A 26,369-nucleotide genomic window follows, 5' to 3' on the forward strand; every position below is an offset into this window, starting at 1 on the left:
TCTCTAGGAGGTACCCGTGGTCACGGTCGATGTGCAGCTGCACCAGGACAGAGCCGAGCACGACCTGCCGCAGCCGCGTCTGGTCATCGGCGGCAAGGACGTCACCGACACCAGCGGCGGCCTCTACGAGCACCGCAACCCGGCCACCGGCCTCATCCAGGCCTACATCCCGCTGGCCGGGCCCACCGAGGTGGACCAGGCGGTCGCGGCCGCCCGCCAGGCCTTCGAGGTATGGGGCACCATGCGCCCCGCCGAGCGCCGCCGGCTGCTCACCCGCTTCGCCGGGCTGCTGCGCGACCACATCCCCGACTTCGCGGCGATCTGCCCGCTGGAGAACGGCGTGTGCATCGGCGGCTGGGCGGAGAACGTCGGACCGCACGTCGCCGAGTGGACCGAGTACTACGCGGGCTGGGCCGACAAGATCGAAGGCATGGTCGGCGCGGCCTACAGCCCGCACGAGAACGTCGAGTACACCATCGCCGAGCCGTACGGCGTCATCGGCCACATCATCACCTGGAACTCTCCCGCACTGTCCCTGGCGATGAAAGTCCCCCCGTCGCTCGCCGCCGGCAACACCGTGGTCATCAAACCGGCCGAGTCCACACCGTTCTCCGCGCTGCTCTTCGCCGACCTGGCCCGCGAAGCGGGCATCCCCGACGGCGTCGTCAACGTCGTCACCGGGCTCGGCGACGCCGGATCGGCCCTGGTCACCCACCCCGGCATCGACAAGATCTCCTTCACCGGCGGTCCCGCCACCGCGCGCCGCATCATGGCCGACGCGGCCCTCAGCCTCAAGCCGGTCGTGTTCGAGCTCGGCGGCAAGTCCGCCAACCTGCTCTTCTCCGACACCGACCTGGACACCGTCGTCCCCTACTGCGCCGCCTTCGCCATGAGCAACACCGGTCAGGGCTGCGCGCTGCCCACCCGGCTGCTGGTGGAGCGCCCGATCTACGACGAGGTCATCGCCCGGGTCACCGGGGTGGTCGCCCACCTGCCTGTGGGCGACCCGCTCGACCCCTCGACGTACATCGGACCCCTCATCAACGAAGCCGCCCGCGAGCGCGTCCGGGGCGTGGTCGACAAGGCGGTCGAAGACGGTGCGGGGCGGCTCGTGTACGGCGGCGAACACCTCGCGTCCGACGGCTACTTCGTCTCGCCGACCGTCTTCGCGGACGTCGACAACCGCAGCGATCTCGCCCAGCAAGAGATCTTCGGCCCGGTCCTGGCCATCACCCCGTTCGACACCGAGGACCAGGCCGTCGCCCTGGCCAACGACAGCGAGTACGGCCTGTCCGCTTACATCCAGTCCCGTGACATCGCACGCGTCAACCGGCTGGTGCCGCGCCTGAAGGCCGGGACGGTCTACGTCAATCCCGGCCCGAATCCCATTACTTCGCCTGCCACACCGTTCGGCGGCGTCGGCATGAGCGGGTTCGGGCGGGAAGGCGGCAAGGCCGGTCTGGACGAGTTCATCAACGTCAAGGGTGTGGGTATCGGCCGCGTCTGACGGCCCCCACCTCTCCCGAGCCTTTGGAGCCAACAGCATGCATTCCGCCCGTCGCCTGACGTTCGGCGACATCATCCGTGAGCACCGAAGGTCCTTCCCCGACGGCGTCGCCCTCGTCGACGGCGACGTCCGGCTGACCTGGCCCCAGTTGGACGAGCGCACCAACCGACTCGCAGGCGCCCTCGCGGACGCGGGCGTCGGCTCCGGCGACCGCATCCTGTGGCTGGGCCAGAACTCCTTCCGGATCTGGGAGCTCCTCGGCGCCGCAGCGAAGATCGGCGCCATGGTCTGCCCCGGCTACTGGCGCTGGGCAGCGCCCGAGATGGCCTTCGCCGTCGAGGACTTCGACCCCGCGGTCGTCGTCTGGCAGGACGAGGAGATCGGTGACACGGTCGCCAAGGCCCGGGCCGAACTCGGCGACGACCACCGGGCGTTGTGGCTGCGTCACGACTCCGAGGGCGCCGACTCCTACGAGGCCTTCCTGGCCTCCGGCTCGGCGGAGGACCCAGTCGCCGAGGTCGACCCCGAGGCGGCCCTGCTGGTCATCTACACCGCGGCGATCTCCGGCCGGCAGTCCGGCTCGATGCTCTCGCACCGCAACCTGCTCGCCATGGGCGCGAGCGCCGCCTGGATGGGGGACATCGGCACGGAGACCTCCTTCCTCGGCGCCGGTCCCATGTTCCACATCGGCAACTACCAGTTCTGGGGCGTCCCGGCCTTCGTCCACGGCGGCAAGAACGTGGTCGTGCGCCGCGTGGTCGCCGAGGAACTGCTCCCGCTCCTGGCGGGCGAGAAGTGCACCCACGCCTACCTGATGCCCCCGACCATCGCGCAGCTCGTCGCCCTCAACCGCGAGGCCGGCCACGATCTCTCCCACCTGCGCGCGAGTGTCGCCGCACAGCTCTGGGAGGGCACCGTCCCCACCGATCAGAGCCGCTTCACCCGCAACGGCGGCGGCATGGGCCGCGGGTACGGGCAGACCGAGGTGACCGGCTTCGCGGTGACCGGCGCCTACGGCGACGCGGGCACCGGCAACGCGGGACGGCCCGGCCCCTTCACCGCCGTACGCATCCTGGACGGCGCCGGCCAGGAGTGCGCGGTGGGCGAGGCCGGCGAGATCTGTGTCCGCGGCGACCTCGTGCATCTCGGCTACTGGAACCGGCCCGAGACCAACGAGGAACGCTTCCGCTTCGGCTGGTGGCACACCACCGACCTCGGCCGGCGAGAGCCCGACGGCACGATCAGCTTCCTCGGGACGACGACCCGCATGCTCAAGTCCGCGGCCGAGAACATCTTCCCGGCCGAGGTGGAGAACTGCATCGAGTCCCATCCCGCGGTGAAGGAAGCCGCCGTGATCGGTGTGCCCAACGAGCGCTGGGCGCAGGACGTCAAGGCCGTAGTGGTGCTCCGGCCGGGCGCCGGGCCGGTCACCGCAGCGGACGTCATCGAGCACTGCCGGGCGCGGATCGCCTCGTACAAGAAGCCGAAGACGGTCGAGTTCGTAGAGGTCCTGCCGCGAACCAAGGACTACGCCAAGGACTACGAGGTGCTCGACGAGCGCTTCGGCGGGGGCGGCTACCCCGGCGGCGACACGCTCGGCGCGGGGCGGTGACGTCGTGAACGGCCGCCAACCCGTGGTCGTCGGAGTGTACGCCACCGAACAGGCGCTGACACTGCCCGACCGCGACGCCATGGACCTCGCCCTCGAAGCGGTACGCGGCGCGATCGCGGACGCCGGACTGACCCCGGCCGACGTAGACGGCGCCCAGGTCGACTGGCCCGGCCCCGGTGGCGTACCCGGCGAGGGCAGCTCCTGGGCGCGGATGCTCGGCCGGGACCTGCGCTGGACCAGCGACTCGATGCTCGACAACGCCGGCTCACGGGGCCTGCTGAAGGCGGCCGCCGCCATCAGCGCCGGATACGCGGACACCGTCGTCCTCGGCGGCTGCAAGCTGGTCTCGCGCGGAGCCGGTCCCGTGGGAGCCGGGGTGCCCCTGGAGTTCGCCGACGTGTGGGGCAGCTATGTCGTCGCCCAGTTCGCGCTGGTGGCGGCACGGCACATGCACGAGTACGGCACGACCTCCCGCCAGCTCGCCGAGGTCGCCGCCACGATCCGCAACAACGGCAGCAGCAACCCGGAGGCGATGATGCACGGGCGCGGGCCCTACACCGCCGACGACGTCCTCGCCTCCCGGATGGTGGCCACGCCCTTCCACCTGCTGGACTGCTGCATCGTCGGCGAGGGCGGCGCCGCACTCGTGGTCACCACCGCCGAACGGGCCCGCGACCTGCCCCACCCGCCCGTCGCCGTCCTCGGCGGCGGCATGGAGTACCACCAGGCCGCGTACGCCAACCCGGCTCTGTACCGGGAAGTCGGCCAACTCGGCCGGGACGCGGCCACCCGCGCCTACGCGATGGCCGGCGTCGGTCCCCACGACGTGGACGTGTTTTCCCTGTACGACCCCAACTCCTTCGAGGTCATACGGCAGTTGGAAGCACTCGGTCTGTGCGGGGAGGGCGAGGGCGGACCGTTCGCGGCCAGCGGAGCCATCGCCGTCGGCGGCAAGCATCCCGTCAATCCCGACGGGGGCTGCCTGTCCTATGCCTGGAACGGGACCCAGCAGATGACGCTCAAAGTCGTCGAGGCGGTAAGGCAGTTGCGCGGCACCGCCGTGCACCAGGTCGAGGGTGCCGAGCTCGCCGTCGTGGGGAACGCCGGGTCCGGCGCCCAGCACTACGAGATGAGCCTGCTGGGGAGAACGCGATGAGCCGGCCCGTACCCGTCCCGACCGAACTGTCCCAACCGTTCTGGGAGGCGGCCCGACGCGGCGACCTGGTCGTCCCCTACTGCCCGAGCTGTGACCTGCGCTTCTTCGTCCCCGAGCCCGCCTGCCCCGGATGCCTGGCCCCAGGCTGGCACTACGCTCCGAGCGCCGGCCGGGGGACCGTCTACTCGGTGACCGTGGTGCACCGCGCACCCGGCCCCGGCTTCGACACGCCCTTCGCGCTCGCCGTGATCGACCTCGACGACGGCGCCACCCTGCTCTCCCACGTGGACGCCGGCGATCCGGACGCCGTCGCCATCGGCATGCGCGTGCGCGTCGACTTCCGGCCCCTCACGGACGAGATCACGCTGCCCTGTTTTGTTCCGGAGCGTTGATCGCATCGGTGGACACCGATGAGGGCGAATGTGAGAACTCGATAACCTAGTCAAATCAGTTATCTAGTAGAGTGAACCGTCTACCCGGTGCTCGGGCCCTGTCCCGCACCTGTGGGCGGACGGAGGTGGGCCCGGTGATGAGTGCGGCGGGGCGGCACGGCGGTGGGCGCGTGAACGGTGTCAAGGTCCGCGTCCCCAAGATGGCCGAGCTGGTGGCGGCACAGCTGCGCCGCAAGATCGTGCGCGGAGAGCTGGCCGAGGGCGAGGCGCTGCCGGCCGAGTCGGCGCTGATGGCGGAGTTCGCCGTGTCCCGGCCGACGCTGCGCGAGGCGTTCCGGGTGCTGGAGTCGGAGTCGCTGATCAGCGTGCGCCGGGGAGCCCGGGGCGGGGCGCGGGTGCAGATCCCGGAGGGCACGGTCGCGGCCCGGTATGCCGGCGTGGTCCTCGAATACCGGGGCACGACCCTCAAGGACGTCTACGACGCCCGTACGGTCATCGAGGTACCCTGCGCCGGGCTGCTGGCCGAGGGGCGCACGGACGAGGACCTGGAGCGGCTGCGGGCCGCCGTCGCCGAGGGCGAGGCCCTGATGGACGACCCGTCGGCCTTCATCCGTGCCCACATGGAGTTCCACGCCCTGGTCGTCGAACTGGCGGGCAACGAGACGCTGAGCGTCCTCAACGGCATGGTCCGGCACATCATCGACCAGGCGAACTGGTCCCACGTCGACCTGGACACGGGCAGCCCCGAGAACATCAGGGCCAACCGCCGGGGTTTCCGCGCCCACGGCGCGCTTGTCGAACTGGTCGCCGAGCGCAGGGCCGAGGCCGCCGAGGAGCTGTGGCGTCTCCATCTCCAGGAGGCCGAGGACTACCTGCTGCAGAACAGGTCCATGACCACCGTCCTGGACCTGCTCGGCTGACCGTCACTCGGGTGTGCGCAGCTCCTGCACGACGGGCTCCCACACCTCGGCGTCGATCTCGTACGCCGTGTAGAAGGACACCCGGTCGACCAATGCCCCGTACCGGCGCCGGATCTCGCCCGCGACCCGCTCCGGTTCCGCCACGACCGCGAAGGTGTGCAGCACCTCGTCGTCGACGAGGCCGCTCATCGCCTCCCACTTGTCCTCGCGCCGGGACGTCGACAACGCGTGCAGCTCGTTCCCGAGTTCGCCCCAGCCGTGCAGCTCCAGCACCCCCCGGTAGGCGGGTGTGCTGCCGTAGAAGGCGATCTGAGCGCGGGTGCCGTCGATCGCGCGGGCCATCTCCTCCTCCGTGCGGCCGGTCGCCGTCAGCAGCAGATGAGAGACGGCGAAGTCGGCCCGCGTACGGCCGGACGCGGCCAGCCCCGCCTCCACGGTCGGCAGGGTCACCTCCCGCAGGTACCGCTCGGTGGTGAAGCCGTGCGCGAGGAGCCCGTCTGCGACCTCGCCCGCCACTTCGGTCATCGCCTGGCCGACCGCGGCCACGAACACCTTGGGCGCGCCGCCGAGGGCGGGCGGTGGCGAGAAGAAGGGCGACATCAGGGTGTGCGAGTAGAAGTCGCCGCGGAAGTCGAGCTTCTCGCCCTCGTTCCAGGCGGCCCAGATCGCGTGCAGTGCGCTCACGTACTCCCGCATGCGGGCCGCGGGCCGGCTCCACGGCATGTCGAAGCGCCGCTCGATGTGCGGCTTGATCTGGCTGCCGAGTCCGAGCGAGAACCGTCCGCCGGCGTAGGTCTGCAGGTCGTGCGCGGTGTACGCGAGCTGCATGGGGGAGCGGGCGAAGGCGACCGCGATGGCCGTGCCGACCTCCAGCCGGTCGGTGTGCTCGGCCGCCAGCACCAGCGGCAGAAAGGGATCGTGCTTGGACTCCGACGCCCACAGGCCGTCGTAGCCGGCCTTCTCGTGGTGCCGGGCCTCCTCCACGACCTCCGTGGTGCTCCACACGTTGAGCTTGCCGTCGACCTTCATGCCGCTCCCTTGTCCCGTTCCGTTTCCATGCCGATGCGCCGTGCGAGCAGCTCCCGGTGGTACGCCGGGTCGCCGAACAGCAGCTGTGACGTCTTGGCCCGCTTCAGATACAGGTGGGCCGGATGCTCCCAGGTGAAGCCGATGCCGCCGTGCACCTGGATGTTCTCCTGCGTCGCCTGTACGCACGCGTCGGAACAGAACGCCTTGGCCAGACTCGCCACGGCGGGCAGCTCCGGGTCGGCGTTCTCGGTCTTCACGGTGTTCTCGGTGTTCTCGGCGTTCTCGGCGTTCTCGGCGGCGAGCAGGGCGTAGTGGGCGGCGGCGCGCGCCGACTCCACCTCCAGCAGGACGTCGGCCAGCAGGTGCTTGACGGCCTGGAAGGAACCGATGGGCCGCCCGAACTGGTGGCGCACCTTGGCGTACTCCACCGCCATGTCGAGCGCGCGGGAGGCCACCCCGACCTGCTCGGCGGCCAGCGCCACCGCGGCCCGGTCGAGCACCTCCGAGACCAGGTCCCAGCCGTCGCCGTGCGTACGCAGCCGGGTCGCCGGTACGTCCTGGTAGTCGAGGCGGGCCTGGCGTCGCGTCGGGTCCATCGTGGGCAGCGGCGCACGGGTCAGGCCGGCCGCGTCGCCCTCCACGCAGAACACCCCGATGCCGTCGCCGATGCCGTCGCCGGTGCGGGCGACGGTGAGGACGACATCGGCGGAGGCACCGTCCAGGACGAACATCTTGTGCCCGGTGAGCAGCCAACTCCCTTTGCTCTCACGGGCATTGAGCCTGACCCCTGCCGGGTCCCAGCGTGCGGAGCCCTCGGTCAGGGCGAGTGTCCCGACGAGTTCACCGGAGGCCAGGCCCGGCAAGAGGCGCTTGCGGGCGTCCTCGTCGGCGCAGCGCAGCAGCGTGGTCGTCGCCAGCACGGCCGAGGACAGGAACGGCGCACACACCAACGCGCGGCCCATCTCCTCCATCACCACGCCCACTTCGACCGGCCCGCACCCGGCGCCCCCGTACTCCTCGGGGACCGCCAGGCCCTGCAGCCCGAGCTCCCTCCCCATCCGGAGCCACAGCGCCCGGTCGAAGCCCTCGGGTGTCTCCATCAGGCGACGCGTCTCGCTCTCGGGTGAGGTGCGGGCCAGGAACGCCCTTACGGTGCGCCCCAGTTCCTCCTGCTCCTCGCTGAACGCGAAGTCCATGTCTCAGCCCTCTCCGGGTCTCAGCCGTCTCCGGCGGTCCGGCGACGGGCGCGGGACGCGATGATCTTCTCGACGACGGCGATGTGGTCCGGCGAGTGCATGGTCTCCCGCTCGGCGAGCAGGGCGGGTTCGAGCACGGTGGCGAGCGCCTGCTCCAGGTGCAGGTTCACCGCGCGCTTGGTCTCGCGCAGCGCCTGTGCGGGTAGGGCGGCCAGCCGTCCGGCGAGGTCCATGGCCTCGTCCAGGAGCTTGTCCTTGGGCACGGCGAGGTTGGCGATGCCCAGCCGGACCGCCTCTTCGGCGCTCACCCGGTCGCCGAGGAACAGCAGTTCCTTCGCGCGGGTCAGACCGACCAGCAACGGCAGGACGAGAGCACCGCCGTCACCGGCGACGAGCCCGACCTGGACGTGCGGGTCGGCGAGATGGGCATCGTCGGCGATCAGGACGAGGTCGCTCAGCAGAGCCAGGCTGCATCCCAGGCCCACCGCGGGCCCGTTGACGGCCGCGATCACCGGCAGCGGGCAGCGCACCATGCCGGTGATGATCCGCCGCGCCTCGTCCACGTTGCGTTCGCGGAAGGCGCGGTCGTGCTGCACCCGGGTCATGATGTCGAAGTCGCCCCCGGCGCTGAACGCCCGGCCGCGCCCGGTGAGGACGACCACCCGGGCCTCCGGGTCGGCGGCGAGGGAATCCCAGAGGGACGCGAGCGCGGAGTGCAGCTCCTCGCTCATCGAGTTGAGCTGGTCGGGCCGGTTCAGCTCGATGAGCCGGATCGGGCCGACAGCCGTCACCACCAGGTCGGTCATCTCCACCGCCATCAGTTCATCCATCAGCTCATCCATCAGCCAGGAACGAATCATTAGAGTTGAATGCTATAACTAATTAAGCTTTCTGGAAACGGCTCGGCGGAGTGACGGAGGACGCGTATGCCGGAGCAGGAGTACGACACCGTGCGGACCCAGGTGGCGGACGGGATCCTCACCGTCACCCTCGATCGGCCCGAGAAGCTCAATGCATTCAATCCCCAGATGATGGCCGACCTGCTCGACGTCCTGGACGCGGCCGACGCCGACGACGAGATCCGGGTGATCGTGGTGACCGGCGCCGGGCGCGGCTTCTGTGCGGGCGCAGACGTCAGCTCCGGCGGCTCCTCCTTCGACCACCGCAAGGCGGGCGCCTGGCACCGGGACACCGGCGGCCGGGTCGCCCTGCGGATCTTCTCCAGCACCAAGCCGGTGATCGCGGCGATCAACGGCCCGGCAGCAGGGGTCGGGGCCAGCATGACCCTGCCCATGGACGTCCGTCTGGCATCGACCTCGGCGAAGTTCGGCTTCGTCTTCGCCCGCCGCGGCATCGTGCCGGAATCGGCGGCGAGCTGGTTTCTGCCCCGGGCCGTCGGCATGCAGCGGGCCATGGAGTGGGTGGCCACGGGCCGCGTCTTCGGCCCCGACGAGGCACTCGCGGCCGGGCTGGTCCGCTCCGTGCACCCGCCGGAGGAACTGCTGCCGGCGGCGTACGCACTCGCCCGGGAGATCGCCGACAACACCTCCGCGATCTCCGTCGCCCTGTCCCGCCAGATGATGTGGCGGATGCTGGGCGAACCCCACCCGATGGCCGCCCACCGGCTCGACTCCCGGATCATGAGCCAGATCGGCGGCGGCCCGGACCCGGTGGAGGGCGTCCAGTCGTTCCTCGCCAAACGGCCGCCCACCTTCCCGGGCCGGGTCAGCAAGGACATGCCACCCCTGTATCCCTGGTGGCAGGAGGAGGAGTTCCGTCCTCTGGAGGAGCGGGCACCGGCATCGGAGGGCCACGGCTGACGACGTTCGACCGCATCAGGCATTCCGATCGTGGGTGCGGCGTCCCGGCCGCCGCCCTCGATCAGCGGCACAGGCGGGGACACCATGCCCCGGACGGGGGCTGATCCCGTATCGCGAGATCCGGCCGAAACATTGTCGTGGTGTGTTTGACCTGTTAGCGTCCGGTCGGCGGACATTCAGTTGAATGCGCTAAACCATTCACCGCCTGGACGGTAACCATGAGCGATGGTTTCCTGCATGAATCCCTTCGCTGTGTCGACTGGGGAGTCGCCACGGCGGACACCATCGCGGCGCCTCTGCCGCCCCTTTCGGAACGCGGCGGGCACTTCCGGCAGTGGACCGACGACCTCAAGCAGCTGACGGGTGTCGTCGCGGACACCCACCGCATGGTCGCGGGATGGCCGCAGCTCCAGCCCGACGGCCCCGGCAGCTGGAACCGGGACGCCCTGGACCGCTGTGACCGCGCGCTCGACGCACTGCTCGCGCACGGCAGCCGACCCGCCCTCACCCTGCTCGACCGCTCACTTCCGGCGTGGCTGGACGACGCCGGCGGCTGGCTCGCCCGCGAAACCGCCGAGCACTTCGCCGCCTACGCCGCCGATCTGGGCCGCCGGTTCGGCGACCGCGTGGAACGCTGGATCACCTCCACCGACCTCGCCGGCCCCACGCTCGCGGACCACGTGGCCGGAATGTACCCCCCGGGCCGGGGTGCGGGCCGGGCCGGACTGCCCGCGGTCCACCACATCCTGCTGGCCAACGGGCTCGCCACCCAGGCCCTCAGGGCCACTGGGACGCGAGGCCGGATCGGCACCACGGTCACCCTCGTGGGCGGCTACCCGGCCACCGAGGACCCCTACGACCGTCTCGCCCTGGAGCGCCTGGAGAGCTGGACCAACCGACTCTTCCTCGACCCCCTGCTGCTCGGCGAGCACATGGTGACCGAAGACGGCGACTCACCGGTCGAGGACACCGGCTGCGTGCGCCCCGGCGACCTGGAGACCATCACCGCCGAGCAGGACCTGCTGGGCCTGTCCTGGCACACCCCGTTCCGGGTCACCGCGCCGGAGAACCTGCCCCGCGTGTTGCCGACGAGAACCTGCCAGAGCGCCCTCAACGAGGTGAACCGCCTGCTCGTGGGCCTGGGCTTCGCGATCGTCCCGTTCGACGACGTGGAGACCACCGCCTACGGCTGGCCGATCATCCCCGAAGGGCTCGCCGACGCCGTCGCCGGCCTCTACGAGCTCTACGGCGACGTGCTGCCGCCGCTGTCCGTCATCGACAACGGCATGGGCGACCTGGACCTCGTCGACGCCATGGGACACAGCGACGACGACCGGCGCCGGGCCCTGCTGCGCGCCCGGCTCTCCTGGCTGGCCGGACTCACCGCGGCCGGTGTGCAGGTGTGCGGCTACGAGTACTGGTCGGTCCTGGACAACCTGGAGGCCAAGTTCCGCTACACCCGCCTGTACGCGATGGCGGTCCCGGACCACGAGGCCCCGCCGCGTCCCTCGATCCCTTCCGACTGGCTGCACCACGGCGCCTTCGCGGACGCCGCCGTACCCGAAGCGGGGCGGCCCGCCGGTCTGAGCCTGGTGCCGGCCCCGTCCCGGGCTCAGGATGCCGGAGCCTCGTAGTCCCTGCCGCGGATCAGTCGCACCGGCGTGTAGACGAGGACGTTCTCGTCCCGCTGGTTGCGTACGGTGATCCGGCTGGTCACCACGCCCCGGCCGGGCTTGCTGGAGGGCCGGCAGTCCGTGGTCTCCACGACGGCGTGCACGGTATCGCCGACGTACACGGGACCGTGCACGGTGAGCTCCATGTGCAGGAAGGCGAGGCCCGTGCCGTGCAGCACGTTCGTCTGGAGGACGAGGCCTTCGGCGATGCAGTACGTCAGTCCCCCCGGGACGAGTCGCCCCGTGTAGCCGCCGTCCGCGGCGTGCGAGGCGTCCCAGAAGAGGGGTTCGGTGAAGCCGCCCCAGGTGACGAAGTTGACCAGATCGGTCTCCGTGATGGTGCGGCGGGCGGTCCGGAAGATCTGCCCGACCGGCATCTCCTCGTAGGTCAGCCCCTTGACCAGAAGGGGGACTTCGGTGCTGGTCTGCTGTGGTGCCATGGTCGATCGGTTCCTCTCGTACGGTGGTCACAGGTCGAGCGGGTGCTTGCCGCCGATGCCCTCGAAGTCAGCGGGCCGCTTCTCGCGGTGCGCGGCGAGCCCCTCGACGACCTCGTGCCCGCCGAACCCGAAGAACTCCAGCCCGAGCGAGGCCTCGAAGATCGGCTGCGCGGTGCGGTACCAGTGGTTGAGGGACCGTTTGGTCCAGCTGATCGCGCTGGCCGGCCCGGCCGCCAGGGCGGTCGCCACCCGCAGGGCCTCGGTGTGCACGTCGGCGTCGTCCACGCACTTCGACACCAGCCCGATCCGCTCGGCCTCCTCGCCGGTGAGCGTCTCGCAGGTGAGGAGGTAGTACTTGGCCTTGGCCATGCCGCACAGCAAGGGCCAGCAGATGGCGGCATGGTCACCGGCCGCTACACCGAGCCGCGTATGCCCGTCGACGATCTTCGCCGTGCGGGCGACGACGGAGATGTCCGCCAGCATGCCGATGACGAGACCCGCCCCGACCGCCGGCCCGTGGATCGCGGACACCACCGGCTTGGCGCAGTTGAGCACGCCGTAGACCATGTCGCGCGCCTCCCGCATCACCCGGGCGCGCACCGCGTAGTCCTCGGTCATGGCCTCGATGGAGTCGAAGGTCCCGCCCGCCGAGAACGCCCGGCCCGCCCCCTGGACGAGCACCGCGCGGGTCCCCTGGTCCCGGTCCACGACGGACCAGACGTCGGCGAGCTCGCCGTGCATCCGCGGATCCACGGCATTGAGGTTCGGCGCGTCGAGCACGATCCGCAGCACGCCGGGCGCGGGCCGCTCGAAGGTCAGGCTCGTGAACGGGGCGTAGGGATCGGTCACGTCGCGCTCCTGGTGTATTCAGTGTGGATACTATAATTATCTAACTGTATCGAAGGGTGGGCGGCAAGCAGGCCGCACGGGACGTTGCACGGAGGACGGGAAGTTCGGGATGGATCTCACCTTCAGCGAGGAACAGGACGAACTGCGCAAGGTCGTCCGCTCGTTCCTCGCCAGGCACTCCGACGAGGCGAACGTGCGCCGCCTGGCCGCCGATCTCCAGGGGCACGACCCCGTCGTCTGGCGGCGGATGGCCGGCGAACTCGGCCTCCAGGGGCTCGCCGTCCCGGAGGAGTACGGCGGCTCGGGCTTCGGCTACGTCGATCTCGGCATCGTCTTCGAGGAGGCGGGCCGCGCGCTGCTCGGCGGGCCGTACTTCGCCACCGTCGCCCTGGCCGCCGAGGCCCTGTTGCGCTGTGCCGACGAGCAGGCGCGGCATGACTTCCTGCCGGGCATCGCGTCCGGCGGGACGGTGGCCACGCTGGCGCTCACCGAGGAAGGCGGCCGCTGGGACGAGCAGGGCATCGGGCTCACCGCCGCCTACGACGAGACAGGCGGCTGGCGGCTGAACGGCGTGAAGACGTACGTCCCGGACGGACACCTCGCCGACCTGCTCCTGGTCGCCGCCCGCACCCCCTCGGGCACAAGCCTCTTGGCCGTCGAGACCGCCGACGCACCAGGCCTCGCCCGCACCCCCCTCCCCACCCTCGACCAGACCCGCAAACAGGCCCGGGTCGAGTTCACGGACACCCCCGCCCGCCTCCTGGGCCCCGAGGGCACGGCGTGGCCCGCCCTGGAGCGCACCCTCGCCACCGCCGCCGTACTCCTGGCCGCCGAACAGGTCGGAGGAGCCGCGGCCGCACTGGACGCCGCCGTCGAGTACGCCAAGATCCGCGAGCAGTACGGCCGGCCCATCGGCTCGTTCCAGGGAATCAAGCACAAGTGCGCCGACATGCTCATGGAGATCGAGTCCGCCCGCTCGGCCGCGTACGGCGGGCTGTGGGCACTGGACGCGGGCGGCGACACGGAGATCGCCATCGCCGCCGCCCTCGCCCAGGCGTTCTGCTCGGAGGCGTTTACCAAGGTCGCCGCCGACAACATCCAGGTCCACGGCGGCATCGGCTTCACCTGGGAGCACCCCGCGCACCTGTACTTCAAGCGGGCCAAGAGCTCCGAGGTACTGCTCGGCACACCGTCGTACCACCGGGAACTCCTCGCCACCCGGCTCGGCATCTGAGACCTCAGGGAGAAGCTGACATGGAGCTGGACTTCGGGCCCGACGTACGCGACTTCCGCGACGAGGTACGGGACTGGCTGGCGGACCACCTGGTGGGGGAGTTCGCCGAGCACCGGGGCGTGGGCGGTCCCACCGACGGAGCCGCCTGGGAGGTCCGCCTCGCCTGGGACCGTGAACTGTCCGCCGGCGGCTGGCTGGGCGTCGGCTGGCCCCGGGAGTACGGCGGACGCGGGCTCGGGCTGCTCGAGGAGATCGTCTTCGAGTACGAGTACGCCCGCGTGAACGCCCCGTACCGGGCCACCGTCAACGCCCTCGACCTGCTCGGCCCGATGCTCCTCAGGATGGGCAGCGAGGCACAGAAGAAGCGATTCCTGCCGCCGATCCTCGCGGTCGAGGAGCTGTGGGGCCAGGGCTTCAGCGAGCCGGGCGCCGGCTCCGACCTGGCGTCCGTGCGCACCCGGGCGGAGCTGGACGATGGGGGCACCTCCCGCTCGAGCGGAGCCGAGAGTGGGGGAGAGTGGGTGGTCAACGGACAGAAGGTGTGGACCTCGTTCGGTGTGCACGCCGACTGGCTCTACGTCCTCACCCGCACGGACCCGCGGTCCGCGCGGCACAAGGGTCTGAGCCTGCTGCTGGTGCCCACCGACCAGCCCGGCGTGGAGATCCGTCCCATCCGCAACCTCGCCGGCCAGGACGAGTTCGCCGAGGTCTTCCTCTCCGACGCCCGCACCGGCGCCGACATGGTCGTCGGCGAGGTCGGCCAGGGCTGGCGCACCGCGATGGCCACGCTCGGCATCGAACGCGGCACCACGCTCCTGCCCCAGCAGCTCACCTTCGAGCGGGAGGCCGAGGCGCTGATCGACCTGGCCCGGGAACGGGGCGCGCTCGACGACCCGATGCTGCGCCGCCGTATCGTCGACGCCTGGATCTCCGTACGCATCATGCGCACCACCAACCTGCGCACCATCGCCGAACTGACCGCCGGCCGCACGCCGGGAGCACAGGCCACCACAGCGAAGCTGTACGCGTCGACCCGGCACCAGCAACTCGGCCGGCTGGCCACGGAGCTGGCGGGCCCCGCCGGACAGATCGTCGGCGAGGGCTACGCCCTGGACCGCCGCCAGCGCTCCTTCCTGCTCTCCCTCGCGGAGACGATCTACGGCGGGTCGAGCGAGATCCAGCGCAACATCATCGGGGAGCAGGTCCTGGGCCTGCCGAAGGAGCCACGCCCGTGACGCCGGTCGAGGACCGTCTCGACCGAGTCGAGTCGCAGCTCGCCATCCAGCAGCTGCCCATCCGCTACGCGCTCGCCGTGGACGGCCGCGACCTGGACGCCTGGGTCGCCTGCTTCCGGCCTGACGTGGACATGGGGCGCCACGGCCGGGGGCGGGATGTCCTGCGTCGGCACATCGAACCCCAGGTGCGCGGCTTCCACCGGTCGGTCCACCAGATCTGCGGCCACCGCATCGAGTTCACCGGCCGCGACACGGCGACCGGCGCGGTGTACTGCCGGGCCGAACACGAGGTGGGAGAGCGGTGGATCGTGATGGCGATCTGCTACTGGGACGACTACGCGCGCGTGGACGGCGAGTGGTACTTCTCCCGGCGCCGCGAGCGGCACTGGTACGCGGCGGACGTGACCGAGCGCCCCCAGGCCGTGGGATTCAAGGGCTGGGCGGATGCCGGAGAGCCGGCGCTGCCCGAGACCTTCCCCGCCTGGTCGGGCTTCTGGAAGGAGACATGATGGCACGGTTGTCGGGGAGGACGGCGCTGGTCACCGGCGGCGGGCAGGGCGTGGGCCGCGGCATCGCGCTCGCGCTGGCCGCCGCAGGGGCGGCGGTGGTGATCACCGGTCGCACCGAGGGCAAGCTGAAGGACACGGCCGGGGAGATCGCCGAGCGCGGGGGACGGGCGTACACCGTGGTCGGGGACGTGGGGGAGCGGGAAGACGTCGACCGCATGGTGGCCGAGACGGTCCGGGAGTTCGGCGGTCTCGATGTGCTCGTCAACAACGCGCAGTCCTCGGTGCAGCGCCGGCTGGCGGAGACGTCGTACGAGGATGTGGAACTCACCTACCGCAGCGGACCGTTGGCGGCTTTCCACGCCATGCAGGCCGCCCTGCCCCACCTCAAGGAGAGCCGCGGCAGCGTCGTGAACCTCGGTTCGTCGGCCGCCGTACAGGGCGAGGCGACCTTCGCGGCGTACGCGATGGCCAAGGAGGCGATCCGCGGCCTGAGCCGGGTCGCCGCGCGGGAGTGGGGCGCGTACGGGATCCGGGTGAACGTCATCTGTCCGGCCGCGCTCAGCCCGGCGGCGGAGGACTACCTGGCCGCGCACCCGCACAAGGCGGACGAACTCGCCCGGCAGATCCCGATGGGCCGGCTCGGGGACCCGGAGGCCGACATCGGCAGGGCGGTGGTCGCGCTGGTCAGCGACGACATGGCCTATCTGACCGGCGCGACGCTGATGCTGGAGGGCGGCCGGACCCTGATCGGCTGACGCCGCTACACGACACCTCGTGCCCGCAGCGCAGCCAGCTGACTTTCCGTCACTCCCGCGAGAACGGCGAGCACTTCGTCGGTGTGCTCGCCCAGCGCCGGCGGCGGGGCGTACCCCTCGACCGGCGTGGCCGTGAACCGGATCGGGTTGGCGAGCATCGGGAGGCGTCCGGAGGCCGGGTCCTCGACCTCGATCAGCATGCCCCGGTGCTGCACTTGCGGGTCGGCGAAGACCTCGGGCATCTCGTTGTACGGGCCCGCGGGCACGTCGTGTGCGTCGAGTACGGTCAGCCACTCGTCCCGGGTGCGGGTGCGAAGGATCGCCGCCAGCACCGGCAGGATCTCCTCGCGGTGCGCGATCCGGGCCGGGGTCGTGGCGAACCGTTCGTCCTGGAGGAGGTCGGTGCGGTCGGCCGCGGCGCAGAACGCGGCGAACTGCTTGTCGTTGCCCGCGACCAGGAAGATCGGCTTGTCCTTGCAGGGGAAGGCCTGAGAGGGGATCCCGCCGTACCCGCCGTTGCCGCGCCGCTGCGGAACCTCGCCGGAGACCAGGTAGTTCATCGCGAAGTGGGACAGCGAGGCCAGGCCGCAGTCCAGCAGGGACAGGTCGATGAACTGGCCCTCGCCGGTGAGGTCCCGATGGCGCAGGGCCGCGAGGACGGCCGTGGAGGCGTAGAGCCCGGTGAGGATGTCGATCATGCTGACGCCGACCTTCATCGGCTCCTCGGGGTGCCCGGAGACGCTCATCATCCCGGACATGGCCTGGAAGATGCCGTCGTAGCCGGGTCGGTCGGCGTACGGGCCGGTCTGGCCGAAGCCGGTGACCGAGAGGTAGACGAGGCGCGGGTTGAGCGCGCGCAGGCTCGCGTGGTCGAGACCGTACTTCGCCAGCGTGCCCGTCCGGAAGTTCTCGACCAGTACGTCCGACCGCGCGGCGAGGGCGCGGATCAGTTCCTGTCCCTCGGCGGAGGCGTGGTTGACGGTGACCGAGCGCTTGTTGCGGTTGCAGGAGAGGTAGAAGGCGGCGGTGTCGGTCCGGTCGCCCTCGGGTCCGGCGGCGAAGGGAGGACCGTACGTGCGGGAGTCGTCCCCCGATCCCGGCCGCTCGACCTTGATCACCTCGGCGCCCAGATCGGCGAGCATCTGGGTCGCCAGCGGCGCGGCGAGGATGCGGGACAGATCGAGCACGCGGACCCCGGCCAGTGCGGTCGACGGCATCTGGGCCTCCCTCTGTTCACAGACAGCGAATCAGTTATATAAATAATACATCTAGCGTCCCGGCTGCGGTCCGGGCGATTGCCTCATCTATTCAATTCATGTAACTATATGGATCGGCCGTCAGGCCGGGACCGGAGGACGGGCTGATGACCGTCGCGGCGAGGACCCTCACCGATCAGGAACAGCGCGAACGCCGGGCCTGGTTCCGGGCCCGCTGGGAGCGCGGGGTCGCCTTCAACCGGCGCTGCCGCATACGGGTGACGCGCTGGGAGGCGGACGGGGTCGAGATCGTGCTCCCCTACGCCGAGTCCCTCTCGGCCCACGAGGACGTCTTCCACGGCGGCGTCATCTCCGCACTCATCGACACCGCCGGCGCCGGAGCCGTGATCGCCGGGCACGACTTCACCAAGGGCAGCCGGCTCAGCACCGTGTCGATGTCGGTGCAGTACCTCGCACCCGCCCGCGGCCGAGAGGCGGTCGCGTACGCGCGCTGTGTGCGGCGGGGCGGCCGGGTGCACTTCGCCGACGTCGACGTGCGGGCGGACGGGCGGATCTGCGCCCGCGGGCAGGTGGTGGTGACCATCTCCGGGGAACGGTCCGGCGTCGGCGAACCGATCGAACCGCTGGACGAGGAGTGACGCGATGCCCGAGGAAACCATGGCCCCCGAGGACCTGGACCTGGTCCTGTACGAGGTGGACGAGGACGGCGTCGCCACCGTCACCCTCAACCGGCCCGAGCGCAAGAACGCGTGGAGCCTGCCGATGGAGCGCCGCTTCTTCGCGCTCCTCGACCGGGCGGCACAGGACCCCGCCGTCAGGGTCGTGATCGTCACCGGTGCGGGCAGGGCCTTCTGCCCGGGGATGGACATGCAGCGCCTGGAGCAGAACTCGCAGCCGGGGGAGTCTCTCAACCTCCAGGCCCGCGTCCCCATGTACAGCAGGCGGAACATGCCGAAGCCGTTGATCGCCGCCGTCAACGGCGCCTGCGCGGGCATCGGCCTGGTCCAGGCACTCATATGCGACGTCCGCTTCGCCGCCCGAGGGGCACGCTTCACCACCGCGTTCACCCGCCGCGGGCTGGCCGGCGAGTACAACCTGCCCTACGTGCTGCCGCGCGTCATCGGTCTGGAGAACGCGCTCGACCTGCTGCTGTCCGGCCGCGTCTTCGACGCCGACGAGGCGAAGAGCCTCGGCCTGGTCAGCCGCGTCGTGGAACCCTTGGATCTGCTCGACGCGGCCCGCGCCTACGCCCGGGACATCGCCCGCAACTGCTCACCGCGGGCCATGGCCGTCCTGCGGCATCAGGTGTACGGCGACCTGGACCGCACCTTCACCGACGCCCTCGCCCGCTCCTACTCCGCCATGGAGTTCTTCGCGGGCTCGCCCGACTTCCGCGAGGGCGTGTCGAGCTTCGTGGAGAAGCGGGAGCCCAAGTTCGAGGGCCTGCCGCCGGACTTCGACCCGGACGACGCCACCCGCGACGCGTTTCTGCCGTACTGAACCGATGCGAGGAGCACACGCAGATGACAGGGCGACCCTTCCCCGTCGAGGCCGGGCACATCATGATGTTCGCCCGCGCCATCGGCGACGAGAACCCGGCGTACGAGGGTGAGTCCGCGCTCGCACCGCCCACCTTCACCATGGCGAGCGCCCACTACGACCCCGAGTACCACCTGCGTCCCAAGCCGGACGAGGACTGGTTCGGGTCGGGGCGTGACGCCGGCGTCATGGCCGAAGGCGGTGGCGGACTCCACGCCGAGCAGCACTTCGAGTACCACCGTCCGGTGCGCGCCGGCGAGACCCTCTACGCGCACAACAGCACCGGCCGCAGCTGGGAGAAGCAGGGCCGCACCGGCCGCCTGCTCTTCAGCGAGCGCATCACCGAGTACCGGGACGCCGACGGCCGGCCGGTCGTCAGCGCCGTGACCGTGGCCGTCGTCCCCGAGGGCCCGGCGACCCCGAAGGACGCCCGATGAGCCTGAGCGCGGACGACATCAAGGTCGGCGAGATGCGCGAGAGCATCCTCGTCGACGACCTCAAGCGCACCCGGATCGTGCAGTACGCGGGCGCCTCCGGCGACTTCAACCCCCTGCACACCGACGAGCGGTTCGCCGTCGAGGCCGCGGGTTATCCCGGCGTGTTCGCCCACGGCATGCTGACGATGGGCATGTCCGGTCGGGTCCTGACCGACTGGGTCGGCTCCGAGGCACTGCTGCGCTACGGGGTGCGTTTCAAGGCCCAGGTCTGGCCCGGCGACACCCTCACCGCCACGGTCACCGTCGAGTCGATCGAGGACACGCCGACCGGCCCGGTCGCCCACTTCACCCTGCGCACCGTCAACCAGGACGGCGCCGAGGTGGTCACCGGCACCGCGGCGGCCCGCCTGGAGCCCTGACCCGATGGCCGTCGCCCAGGAAGGGATGCAGGCGGCCACCTGGACCGCCATGGTGAGCCGCGCCTACGATCATGCCCGCCCCGCCGTCCGGTTCGGCGACCTGACCTGGACCGGACGCGAACTGCTCGACCGTGCGGCCGGCGCGGCCGACTGGCTGGACACCCTCGGCCTGAAGCCCGGCGAACCGGTGCCCGCACTGGTCGCCACCTCCGCCGACGCCCTCGCGCTGGTGATCGGCGGCGCCGGATCAGGCCACCCGCTCGCGCCGCTCGGCGTCCGCATGACGGCGTACGAGATCGCCGCCGTGGTCAAGCAGACGCGGGCTCACGTCCTGCTGGCCCAACCCGAGTTCGCCGACCTAGCCAGGCAGGTCGCCGAACTCTCCGGCCGGCGGATGGCCGTCGTTCCCGTACTGGCACCCGGCGCACGGCAATTGACCGGCGGACCCGAAGACCTCGCCGCCGTTCTGCACACCTCCGGAACGACCGGCCTGCCCAAGCCCGTCCCCATGAGTCAGGGGCGCCTGGCCGCCCGGGCCCGCGTGAACGGGCGGCTGTGCGCGCTGGACTCCGACAGCTTCTACGGCGGCAGCGCCCCCTTCCATCACATCGCGGGCCTCGGCAACATCGCCGTCGCCCTCGCCGCCGGCGCGCTGATCACCGGCCTGCCCCGCTTCACCGTCGAGGGCTGGGCCCTGCTGCGGGAACTCGGCACCACGCACACCAGCATGGTCCCGGCGATGCTGGAGACGCTGTTGGCGGCGGGACAGGCCCGCCACGAGAGGCTGCGTACCCTCCAGTACGGCGGCGCACCCGTCCGCCCCGGCACGCTGCGGCGAACGTACGAGGCGATGCCCGGGGTCCGCATGCTGAACATGTTCGGCCAGACGGAGGGCTCGCCGATCAGCGTGCTCACCCCGGAGGACCACCGGGAGGCGGTAGCCGGCCGCACCGAGCTGCTGCGGTCGGTGGGGCGGCCCGCGCCCGGTGTCGAGATCAGGGTCCACGCCCCCGGCCCGGACGGCATCGGAGAGATCCACGCCCGCGCCGACCACCTCTTCAGGATCGATGCCGAAGGCTGGCTGCACAGCGGCGACCTGGGCCGCGTGGTGGAGGACGGGTATCTCTACCTGCTCGGCCGCCGCACCGACATGATCATCCGTGGTGGCGAGAACGTCCACCCGCTGGAGGTGGAGACGGTCCTGTCCGCGCACCCCGGGGTGGCGGACGTCGCGGTCACCGGAGTTCCGGACGAGCGGCTCGGCCAGACCGTCGTCGCCTTCGTCGTCCCCGCCGATCCCACCGCCCCACCGCAGTCCGCGGCACTCAGCGGCCACACCCGCGCCCGGCTGTCCGGGTTCAAGGTCCCCGTCCGCTGGTGGTTCGTGGAGGACCTGCCGCGCAACGCGAACGGCAAGGTCGTACGCCGAAGCCTTCGGGAACCCACCGCGCTCGAAGGAGAACCATATGACGCTTGACCACTCGGTCGTCGCCCCGCAGGCCGTCGGCGTCGACCCGCACCGGTTGGACGTGCTCCTGCGCCGGATCCGTCTGGAGGTCGAGCACGGACGGTTGCCGTCCGCGCAGGTCGCCGTGGCGCGGGGCGGAAGCCTGGTCGCCTTCGAGACCTGGGGGGAAGCGGAACCGTCCACCCGATACGTCCTGCAGTCAGTCGGGCGGTCGATCGTCGCGGGCGCGGTGTGGAAGCTGATCGGCGAGGGCCTGATCGAGGTGGGCGAGCAAGTCGCCTCGATCATTCCGGAGTTCGCGCCCAACGGGAAGGAGGAGGTGACGGTGGAGCAGGTGCTCACCCACTCCGCCGGCTTCCCCTTCGCACCGCTCGGGTACCCGAAGATGCTCGACCGCGAGCAGCGCCTCGCCGCGTTCGGCCGCTGGCGGCTCGACTATGCGCCCGGCAGCCGCTTCCAGTTCCACCTCACTTCGGCGGCCTGGCTGATCAGCGAGATCGTGGAGCGGCGTACGGGCCTCGCCTTCGCCGAGTACTTGCGCGAGCGGATCGCCGAACCGCTCGGCCTGTCCTCGCTCGAACTCGGCGTCCCGGTGGACCGGCAGCCCGGCACCGTCGCCCCGATGACCGCCACCGACCGCACGAGCGACGAGCAGGAGCCCGACCCCTGGGGCCCCTGGTACCTGTCCGACCCCCGGGTGCTGGCGGCCGGGGAGCCCAGCCACGCGCTGGTGGCCACGGCCGCCGACGTCGCCCTGTACTTCCAGGCGCTGGAGCACTCGGGACTGTGGAAGCCGGAGGCCGTGGCGGAGGGGACCCGGATCCGGCTGACGGACCACCCGCACGGGGAGCAGATCTACGGGGGTGGCTCCGGCCGCCGTACCAGCATGGGCCTGTTCGTCACCGTGGCCGGTCCGGACGCGGGCAGCAACCTGCCGTCCACCGGTTCGTCCGCCCTCTTCGGCAGCGCCGGAGCCGCCTACCAACTCGGCTTCATGGACCCGGAGACCGGTCTGTCCTTCGCCTGCCTGAGCAACGGCTACCCGCTCGCCGGCTACGACCACTCCCCGCGCGGCACGGCGCTGCTCACCAACATCGCGAATCTCGCGGCGGATCTCACCGACTAGGCAGATCTGAGCCCGGTACCGAATTCCGGTACCGGGCTGCCCGCTTGACCGTGTCACTCAGCGGCTGATCAGCTGCTGGGCGTTGTTGAACATGATGTCGTCCTGCGCGGACTCGTCGAGTTCCGCGATGAGCTTGCGGAAGTCGGCCGGATTGGCCAGGCCCTCCGCATGCGGGAAGTCGGAGCCCATGACGATGGACTCGTGATAGCCGAGGCGCTTGACGACGTTCACGATGTCGTCCTCCGGATAGGGCACCACGCGGACGTGCTTGCGGAAGACCTGGCTGGGGCGCTCGCCCAACTGCCCGCCGATCCAGGGGCCGTTGCGGCCCATGCCGCGGCTCTTGTCCATGTGACGCACGAAGTGCGGCACCCATTCGGAGCCGAACTCGGACACCAGGACGTTGATGTCGGGGAAACGGCCGAAGAGGTTGTCGAAGATCAGCGCGGACAGCGTCTCCTCGACGGGGCGCTGGCCGTAGGTGTTCTGCCACTGCCAGGCGGACATCCGGAAGTGGATGGGGTTCGGGTCGTAGCCCCAGGAGGGCGCCACCTGCGAGTTGTAGTAGAACTCGCTGATGTGGTAGCAGACGCTCGCCTTGGCCTCGTTGACCAGCTTCCAGAACGGGTCGAAGTACGGGTCGCCCGGCGAGCGGCCGTACACGGGCCCGGTGGGCAGCAGGATGAAGCGGGCGCCCTGGTTGAGGACGTACTCCAACTCCTTGACCGCGCTGGGCAGATCGCGCAGTGACAGCAGCGCGGGGGCGTAGATGCGGCCCTGGTGGTTGAAGCCCCAGACCTCGTTCATGTACCGGTTGAAGGAGTGGTAGTTGGCGTAGAGCGGCTCCACGCCCTTCACGTACTCCTCGGCGACCAGCGCCCAGCCGCCCGGGTAGATGATCGTCTGGTCCAGACCCTGCTCGTCCATGACGCGCAGCCGGGCGTCGCGGTTCTGGTACGACTCGTGCATCGGCTCGAACTGGTACGTCTCCTCGGGATTGCCCGAGGCCATCGCCTTGAGCATCTCCTTCAGTGAACCGGGACGGTACACCTGCCCGAACTCCGGTTCCAGGCATACGACGACACGGTCCCCGGCGAGGATCACCTCCCGCCCGTCCGGCAGGGTCACCGGGGCGACGGCCGCACCGAGGAACTCCTTCGGAAGGTAACGGGTGAAGGAGTCCCGCTCCTCGTACATGTGCTGGTCGCAGTCGAAGATGGGCTTGCGCTGTTCGGCCATGGCGTCGCCTCCGGGCCCCAGGAGCTATTCAGTACGCCTTCTATAATTATCTAACTGATTAGAGAGCGCAAGAGGGGAACGGAGGCGGGTCCGCCGCGAGGTGGAGCCGGTCAGTCGAGGAGTTCGAGCACCGTCTTGGGTCCCGCGGCGTTCACGACGTCGTCCGCGCTGGAGATGTGCCGCTGCCACAGCTTCTCGGCCTCGTCCGCCTTTCCGGACTCGATCAGGCCGACCATCCGCACATGTGCCCGGTGTCCCTTGAGGGCCTGCGCCTTCTGGGCTTCGGCGTCGGCCGCGCCCGCCGTGTACGAGGCGTTGGCCCGGTCGATGATGTTGCGCAGCATGCCGCACAGCAGGATCAGGGTCTGGTTGCCGGTGAGTTCGACCAGCAGGGCGTGAAAGGCGTCCTGTGCGTCGACCAGGGCGAGCGGGTCGTCGAGGGCGGCCTTCTCGGTCGCCACCGCGTCACGCAGCCGCTTGATGTCGTCGGCCGTGTGCTTGGTGGCGAGCTGGTGGGCGCAGGGCGGCTCGATGACGGCCGCGGCGCGGTAGATGTCGCCCAGGGTGGCGCCGCGGTACTCGAGGATCAGGCCGGCGAAGCGGGCGGCGACGTCCGAGTCCGGAGCGCTCACCCGGGCACCGCCGTGGGCGCCGCGGCGCACCGTGATCAGGGACTCGGACTCGAGCACCCGGAACGCCTCGCGCAGTGTGGGCCGCGAGATGCCGAACTGTTCCATCAGGCCCGACTCCGGGGGCAGTGCGTCGTCCGGCTTCAGCTCGCCCCGTACGATCTGGCGACGCAGGTGGGCGGCGACCAGCTCGGCGGTCTTCGGCACCCGAACCTGACGTCCTACGCGACTGCGGGCGGGGACCGGCACGGTCGCCGCTTCTGCGGTGCGGGCTGCCTCGGCCACGATGGGCTCCTCGTATAGCTAAATGAATCGTCTTAGTGCATCGAGGGTACCAGGTCAAACCCTCGGTGATCTTCTCCGTGCGCGACCTGGTCTGGCGCCCTGACGGTCCTCGGGTATATAGATGATTCATCTATCTATAAAGCCGGTCCAGCCGACGGATACCGCGGGAGTGACCTCGATGACCGAGAACCCGGACCCGGAGATCCTCACCGATCTCACCGACGACGGGGTCATGCTGCTGACCCTGAACCGGCCCGAGCGGCACAACGCCTGGACGCTGGAGATGGAGCTGCTCTACAACGAACTGTTCGACCGGGCGGAGCACGATCCAAGCGTGCGGGTCGTGGTGCTCACCGGTGCCGGGCGCAGCTTCTGCCCCGGCATGGACATGAGCATCCTGGACGCCGCCTCCTCGGGCGCCCGCCCCTGGCCGACCGGCCAGCTGCCCCCACGCACCCGCCCCATGTCCTTCCCGAAGCCCGTGGTGGCGGCCGTCAACGGCGCCTGCGCCGGCATCGGGTTCAACCAGGCGCTGATGTGCGACGTCCGGTTCGCCGTGCCGCACGCCAGGTTCGCCGCCGCCTTCAGCGCCCGCGGACTGGTGGCCGAGGACGGCGTGTCCTGGCTCCTGCCCCGGGTGGTCGGCCACGGCAACGCCGCCGACCTGCTGCTGTCCTCGCGCCGGATCAACGGGACGGAGGCCCTGGCCATGGGGCTGGTCAACCGCCTGGTCGAACCGCGAGACCTGCTCCCGGCGGCGCTCGCCTATGCGGGCGACCTGGCTCGCTCGGCCAGCCCGTACGCGATGTCCCTCATCAAGCGGCAGCTCGCCGACGACCAGGCGAGGACCTTCACCGAGAGCCGCGACCACGCTGCCGCCCTACTCGCCACGGCGAAGCGCGCCCCGGACTACCGGGAGGGCGTGCGCAGCTTCATCGAGCGCCGGCCGCCGGAGTTCGCGGGGCTGGGGGAGGCCCCGGCCGTGGCCCCGGCGCTTGCGCGGGAGGCGTCGTCGTGAGCCGCTCCGCACTCCCGCTGCACCGCCGCACGATCACCGTCACCGCGTATGCGGAAGACGGCGACGAGATCTCGGTCGAGGCGGAACTGAGCGACGTACGCCCTTGGGCTGAGCCGTCGGCGGGCGTCGTCCACCGGATGGCCCTCGCCGTGCGTGTCCGCCTGGCCGACATGGTCGTCGTGCACGCGGAAGCGGACATGCGGACCTTCCCGCACGCCGAGTGCCCGTTGATCACCCCGGTGTTCGACGGGCTGGTCGGGCTCGGCGTCGCCGCCGGATACAACCGGGCCATCCAGGAGCGGTTCCGCGGCGTGTCCGGCTGCTCGCACCTGCACGAGCTGGCCCGCGCCCTGGGCCCCGCGGTGGTGCAGGCGGCCATCTCGGCGAACGCGGGCCTGCGGTACGCCGGCGAGCAGGCCCACGACCCGCGCTCCACGGCCGGTGTGCTGAACAGCTGCCACATCTGGGCGCCGGACGGAGTGGGCCTGCGCAAGCTGGACGCGGGCTGGGTCCCGGGGACCGGGCCGCGTCCGGTGCCGCCGCTCAGGACCTTCGAGCAACGGGGTCCGGGGGCGTCCGACGCCTGAATGCGGGGAAGGTTCGCGCTCGGGCAAGCCCGGGCCGAGCGAGAGGTGGGCGGTCGAGGCGGATCGGTCGACGCGCCC

At 70.8% G+C, this 26,369-nt stretch carries 27 protein-coding genes; 19 read left to right on the forward strand and 8 right to left on the reverse strand.

Going from position 1 to position 26,369, the window contains the following annotated elements; translation table 11 throughout:
* The first annotated feature begins 16 nt into the window (after positions 1–16).
* The 5 genes from OHS82_RS42600 to OHS82_RS42620 all read left to right on the forward strand — a co-directional run bounded on the left by OHS82_RS42600 (position 17) and on the right by OHS82_RS42620 (position 5,587).
* Positions 17–1,507, forward strand: a complete 1,491-nt coding sequence (locus OHS82_RS42600) for an aldehyde dehydrogenase family protein (RefSeq protein ID WP_057582383.1) — start codon at positions 17–19, stop codon at positions 1,505–1,507.
* Between the two features lie 37 nt (positions 1,508–1,544).
* Positions 1,545–3,119 carry an AMP-binding protein gene (locus OHS82_RS42605; RefSeq protein ID WP_328435964.1) on the forward strand — a complete coding sequence of 525 codons (1,575 nt, stop codon included), beginning with the start codon at positions 1,545–1,547 and terminating at the stop codon, positions 3,117–3,119.
* A gap of 4 nt (positions 3,120–3,123) precedes the next feature.
* A complete protein-coding gene (locus OHS82_RS42610; protein ID WP_328435965.1) occupies positions 3,124–4,275 on the forward strand; it encodes a thiolase family protein in 1,152 nt (383 codons plus the stop codon).
* Positions 4,272–4,667: a Zn-ribbon domain-containing OB-fold protein gene (locus OHS82_RS42615; protein ID WP_057582386.1), complete on the forward strand. Its 396-nt coding sequence runs from the start codon at positions 4,272–4,274 to the stop codon at positions 4,665–4,667. Before OHS82_RS42610 ends, OHS82_RS42615 begins: the two co-directional genes overlap by 4 nt.
* A gap of 170 nt (positions 4,668–4,837) precedes the next feature.
* Positions 4,838–5,587: a FadR/GntR family transcriptional regulator gene (locus OHS82_RS42620; protein WP_328435966.1), complete on the forward strand. Its 750-nt coding sequence runs from the start codon at positions 4,838–4,840 to the stop codon at positions 5,585–5,587.
* 3 nt (positions 5,588–5,590) lie between these two features.
* Here the strand turns inward: OHS82_RS42620 and OHS82_RS42625 are convergent, their stop codons facing one another.
* From OHS82_RS42625 to OHS82_RS42635, 3 genes are read right to left on the reverse strand one after another with little or no spacing between them, the layout of a single operon-like run.
* A complete protein-coding gene (locus OHS82_RS42625) occupies positions 5,591–6,616 on the reverse strand; it encodes an LLM class F420-dependent oxidoreductase (RefSeq protein ID WP_057582388.1) in 1,026 nt (341 codons plus the stop codon).
* A complete protein-coding gene (locus tag OHS82_RS42630) occupies positions 6,613–7,812 on the reverse strand; it encodes an acyl-CoA dehydrogenase family protein (RefSeq protein WP_328435967.1) in 1,200 nt (399 codons plus the stop codon). Before OHS82_RS42630 ends, OHS82_RS42625 begins: the two co-directional genes overlap by 4 nt.
* 20 nt (positions 7,813–7,832) lie before the next feature.
* Positions 7,833–8,642: an enoyl-CoA hydratase/isomerase family protein gene (locus tag OHS82_RS42635; RefSeq protein WP_328435968.1), complete on the reverse strand. Its 810-nt coding sequence runs from the start codon at positions 8,640–8,642 to the stop codon at positions 7,833–7,835.
* 96 nt (positions 8,643–8,738) lie between these two features.
* Here OHS82_RS42635 and OHS82_RS42640 point away from each other — a divergent pair, with 96 nt between their 5' ends.
* Together OHS82_RS42640 and OHS82_RS42645 are read left to right on the forward strand one after the other, a co-directional pair.
* Positions 8,739–9,632: a crotonase/enoyl-CoA hydratase family protein gene (locus OHS82_RS42640; protein ID WP_328435969.1), complete on the forward strand. Its 894-nt coding sequence runs from the start codon at positions 8,739–8,741 to the stop codon at positions 9,630–9,632.
* Between the two features lie 218 nt (positions 9,633–9,850).
* Positions 9,851–11,266, forward strand: coding sequence for a family 1 glycosylhydrolase (locus tag OHS82_RS42645; protein ID WP_328435970.1), 1,416 nt, complete (start codon positions 9,851–9,853; stop codon positions 11,264–11,266).
* Here the strand turns inward: OHS82_RS42645 and OHS82_RS42650 are convergent.
* Together OHS82_RS42650 and OHS82_RS42655 are read right to left on the reverse strand one after the other, a co-directional pair.
* Entirely contained in the window at positions 11,245–11,745 is a 501-nt protein-coding gene (locus OHS82_RS42650; protein ID WP_057582392.1) for a MaoC family dehydratase, read from the reverse strand. The two genes, OHS82_RS42645 and OHS82_RS42650, sit on opposite strands and share 22 nt — an antisense overlap.
* A gap of 27 nt (positions 11,746–11,772) precedes the next feature.
* On the reverse strand, positions 11,773–12,594 hold the full coding sequence (locus OHS82_RS42655) for an enoyl-CoA hydratase/isomerase family protein (protein WP_328435972.1): 822 nt from the start codon (positions 12,592–12,594) through the stop codon (positions 11,773–11,775).
* 109 nt (positions 12,595–12,703) lie between these two features.
* Here OHS82_RS42655 and OHS82_RS42660 point away from each other — a divergent pair, with 109 nt between their 5' ends.
* From OHS82_RS42660 to OHS82_RS42675, 4 genes are read left to right on the forward strand one after another with little or no spacing between them, the layout of a single operon-like run.
* Positions 12,704–13,828: an acyl-CoA dehydrogenase family protein gene (locus OHS82_RS42660; RefSeq protein ID WP_328435973.1), complete on the forward strand. Its 1,125-nt coding sequence runs from the start codon at positions 12,704–12,706 to the stop codon at positions 13,826–13,828.
* 20 nt (positions 13,829–13,848) lie between these two features.
* On the forward strand, positions 13,849–15,063 hold the full coding sequence (locus tag OHS82_RS42665; protein ID WP_328435974.1) for an acyl-CoA dehydrogenase family protein: 1,215 nt from the start codon (positions 13,849–13,851) through the stop codon (positions 15,061–15,063).
* Positions 15,060–15,572, forward strand: coding sequence for a nuclear transport factor 2 family protein (locus tag OHS82_RS42670; RefSeq protein ID WP_057582396.1), 513 nt, complete (start codon positions 15,060–15,062; stop codon positions 15,570–15,572). Before OHS82_RS42665 ends, OHS82_RS42670 begins: the two co-directional genes overlap by 4 nt.
* Positions 15,569–16,327 carry an SDR family NAD(P)-dependent oxidoreductase gene (locus OHS82_RS42675; RefSeq protein ID WP_242433354.1) on the forward strand — a complete coding sequence of 253 codons (759 nt, stop codon included), beginning with the start codon at positions 15,569–15,571 and terminating at the stop codon, positions 16,325–16,327. Before OHS82_RS42670 ends, OHS82_RS42675 begins: the two co-directional genes overlap by 4 nt.
* A gap of 5 nt (positions 16,328–16,332) precedes the next feature.
* Here OHS82_RS42675 and OHS82_RS42680 read toward each other — a convergent pair whose 3' ends face one another.
* Positions 16,333–17,544: a CaiB/BaiF CoA transferase family protein gene (locus OHS82_RS42680; protein WP_057582398.1), complete on the reverse strand. Its 1,212-nt coding sequence runs from the start codon at positions 17,542–17,544 to the stop codon at positions 16,333–16,335.
* 146 nt (positions 17,545–17,690) lie between these two features.
* Here OHS82_RS42680 and OHS82_RS42685 point away from each other — a divergent pair, with 146 nt between their 5' ends.
* From OHS82_RS42685 to OHS82_RS42710, 6 genes are read left to right on the forward strand one after another with little or no spacing between them, the layout of a single operon-like run.
* Positions 17,691–18,182, forward strand: a complete 492-nt coding sequence (locus OHS82_RS42685; protein ID WP_057582399.1) for a PaaI family thioesterase — start codon at positions 17,691–17,693, stop codon at positions 18,180–18,182.
* Positions 18,183–18,186: 4 nt separating this feature from the next.
* On the forward strand, positions 18,187–19,044 hold the full coding sequence (locus OHS82_RS42690) for an enoyl-CoA hydratase-related protein (protein ID WP_057582400.1): 858 nt from the start codon (positions 18,187–18,189) through the stop codon (positions 19,042–19,044).
* Positions 19,045–19,067: 23 nt separating this feature from the next.
* Entirely contained in the window at positions 19,068–19,520 is a 453-nt protein-coding gene (locus OHS82_RS42695; protein ID WP_057582401.1) for an FAS1-like dehydratase domain-containing protein, read from the forward strand.
* Entirely contained in the window at positions 19,517–19,939 is a 423-nt protein-coding gene (locus OHS82_RS42700; RefSeq protein ID WP_057582402.1) for a MaoC/PaaZ C-terminal domain-containing protein, read from the forward strand. The genes OHS82_RS42695 and OHS82_RS42700 overlap by 4 nt, the downstream gene beginning before the upstream one ends.
* A gap of 4 nt (positions 19,940–19,943) precedes the next feature.
* A complete protein-coding gene (locus tag OHS82_RS42705; protein ID WP_057582403.1) occupies positions 19,944–21,416 on the forward strand; it encodes a class I adenylate-forming enzyme family protein in 1,473 nt (490 codons plus the stop codon).
* Positions 21,406–22,533 carry a serine hydrolase domain-containing protein gene (locus OHS82_RS42710; RefSeq protein WP_328435975.1) on the forward strand — a complete coding sequence of 376 codons (1,128 nt, stop codon included), beginning with the start codon at positions 21,406–21,408 and terminating at the stop codon, positions 22,531–22,533. Before OHS82_RS42705 ends, OHS82_RS42710 begins: the two co-directional genes overlap by 11 nt.
* 57 nt (positions 22,534–22,590) lie before the next feature.
* On the opposite strand, the gene OHS82_RS42715 is transcribed toward OHS82_RS42710, so the two are convergent.
* Both OHS82_RS42715 and OHS82_RS42720 read right to left on the reverse strand, forming a co-directional pair.
* Positions 22,591–23,772 (reverse strand): amidohydrolase family protein, encoded by a 1,182-nt coding sequence (locus OHS82_RS42715; RefSeq protein WP_328435976.1) that lies wholly within the window; start codon positions 23,770–23,772, stop codon positions 22,591–22,593.
* 110 nt (positions 23,773–23,882) lie between these two features.
* A complete protein-coding gene (locus tag OHS82_RS42720; protein WP_057582406.1) occupies positions 23,883–24,686 on the reverse strand; it encodes a FadR/GntR family transcriptional regulator in 804 nt (267 codons plus the stop codon).
* A 178-nt stretch (positions 24,687–24,864) separates the two neighbouring features.
* Between OHS82_RS42720 and OHS82_RS42725 the strand changes: the two genes are divergently transcribed.
* The gene (locus tag OHS82_RS42725) at positions 24,865–25,704 is read left to right on the forward strand and encodes an enoyl-CoA hydratase-related protein (protein ID WP_328435977.1); all 840 of its coding nucleotides are present in this window, start codon (positions 24,865–24,867) and stop codon (positions 25,702–25,704) included.
* Positions 25,701–26,291, forward strand: a complete 591-nt coding sequence (locus OHS82_RS42730) for a DUF2889 domain-containing protein (protein WP_057582407.1) — start codon at positions 25,701–25,703, stop codon at positions 26,289–26,291. The genes OHS82_RS42725 and OHS82_RS42730 overlap by 4 nt, the downstream gene beginning before the upstream one ends.
* Positions 26,292–26,369 lie beyond the last annotated feature (78 nt).

The organism is Streptomyces sp. NBC_00425 (assembly GCF_036030735.1).
Taxonomy (GTDB): domain Bacteria; phylum Actinomycetota; class Actinomycetes; order Streptomycetales; family Streptomycetaceae; genus Streptomyces.

Excerpts from the sequence above, each read along its gene's own strand:
- OHS82_RS42675 (WP_242433354.1), top strand. The coding sequence starts at position 15,569 with ATGATGGCACGGTTGTCGGGGAGGACGGCGCTGGTCACCGGCGGCGGG.
- OHS82_RS42700 (WP_057582402.1), top strand. The coding sequence starts at position 19,517 with ATGAGCCTGAGCGCGGACGACATCAAGGTCGGCGAGATGCGCGAGAGC.
- OHS82_RS42635 (WP_328435968.1), bottom strand. The coding sequence starts at position 8,642 with ATGGATGAACTGATGGCGGTGGAGATGACCGACCTGGTGGTGACGGCT.
- OHS82_RS42615 (WP_057582386.1), top strand. The coding sequence starts at position 4,272 with ATGAGCCGGCCCGTACCCGTCCCGACCGAACTGTCCCAACCGTTCTGG.
- OHS82_RS42680 (WP_057582398.1), bottom strand. The coding sequence starts at position 17,544 with ATGCCGTCGACCGCACTGGCCGGGGTCCGCGTGCTCGATCTGTCCCGC.
- OHS82_RS42645 (WP_328435970.1), top strand. The coding sequence starts at position 9,851 with ATGAGCGATGGTTTCCTGCATGAATCCCTTCGCTGTGTCGACTGGGGA.
- OHS82_RS42640 (WP_328435969.1), top strand. The coding sequence starts at position 8,739 with ATGCCGGAGCAGGAGTACGACACCGTGCGGACCCAGGTGGCGGACGGG.
- OHS82_RS42715 (WP_328435976.1), bottom strand. The coding sequence starts at position 23,772 with ATGGCCGAACAGCGCAAGCCCATCTTCGACTGCGACCAGCACATGTAC.
- OHS82_RS42650 (WP_057582392.1), bottom strand. The coding sequence starts at position 11,745 with ATGGCACCACAGCAGACCAGCACCGAAGTCCCCCTTCTGGTCAAGGGG.
- OHS82_RS42695 (WP_057582401.1), top strand. The coding sequence starts at position 19,068 with ATGACAGGGCGACCCTTCCCCGTCGAGGCCGGGCACATCATGATGTTC.
- OHS82_RS42705 (WP_057582403.1), top strand. The coding sequence starts at position 19,944 with ATGGCCGTCGCCCAGGAAGGGATGCAGGCGGCCACCTGGACCGCCATG.
- OHS82_RS42690 (WP_057582400.1), top strand. The coding sequence starts at position 18,187 with ATGCCCGAGGAAACCATGGCCCCCGAGGACCTGGACCTGGTCCTGTAC.
- OHS82_RS42665 (WP_328435974.1), top strand. The coding sequence starts at position 13,849 with ATGGAGCTGGACTTCGGGCCCGACGTACGCGACTTCCGCGACGAGGTA.
- OHS82_RS42725 (WP_328435977.1), top strand. The coding sequence starts at position 24,865 with ATGACCGAGAACCCGGACCCGGAGATCCTCACCGATCTCACCGACGAC.
- OHS82_RS42625 (WP_057582388.1), bottom strand. The coding sequence starts at position 6,616 with ATGAAGGTCGACGGCAAGCTCAACGTGTGGAGCACCACGGAGGTCGTG.
- OHS82_RS42605 (WP_328435964.1), top strand. The coding sequence starts at position 1,545 with ATGCATTCCGCCCGTCGCCTGACGTTCGGCGACATCATCCGTGAGCAC.
- OHS82_RS42630 (WP_328435967.1), bottom strand. The coding sequence starts at position 7,812 with ATGGACTTCGCGTTCAGCGAGGAGCAGGAGGAACTGGGGCGCACCGTA.
- OHS82_RS42710 (WP_328435975.1), top strand. The coding sequence starts at position 21,406 with ATGACGCTTGACCACTCGGTCGTCGCCCCGCAGGCCGTCGGCGTCGAC.
- OHS82_RS42660 (WP_328435973.1), top strand. The coding sequence starts at position 12,704 with ATGGATCTCACCTTCAGCGAGGAACAGGACGAACTGCGCAAGGTCGTC.
- OHS82_RS42685 (WP_057582399.1), top strand. The coding sequence starts at position 17,691 with ATGACCGTCGCGGCGAGGACCCTCACCGATCAGGAACAGCGCGAACGC.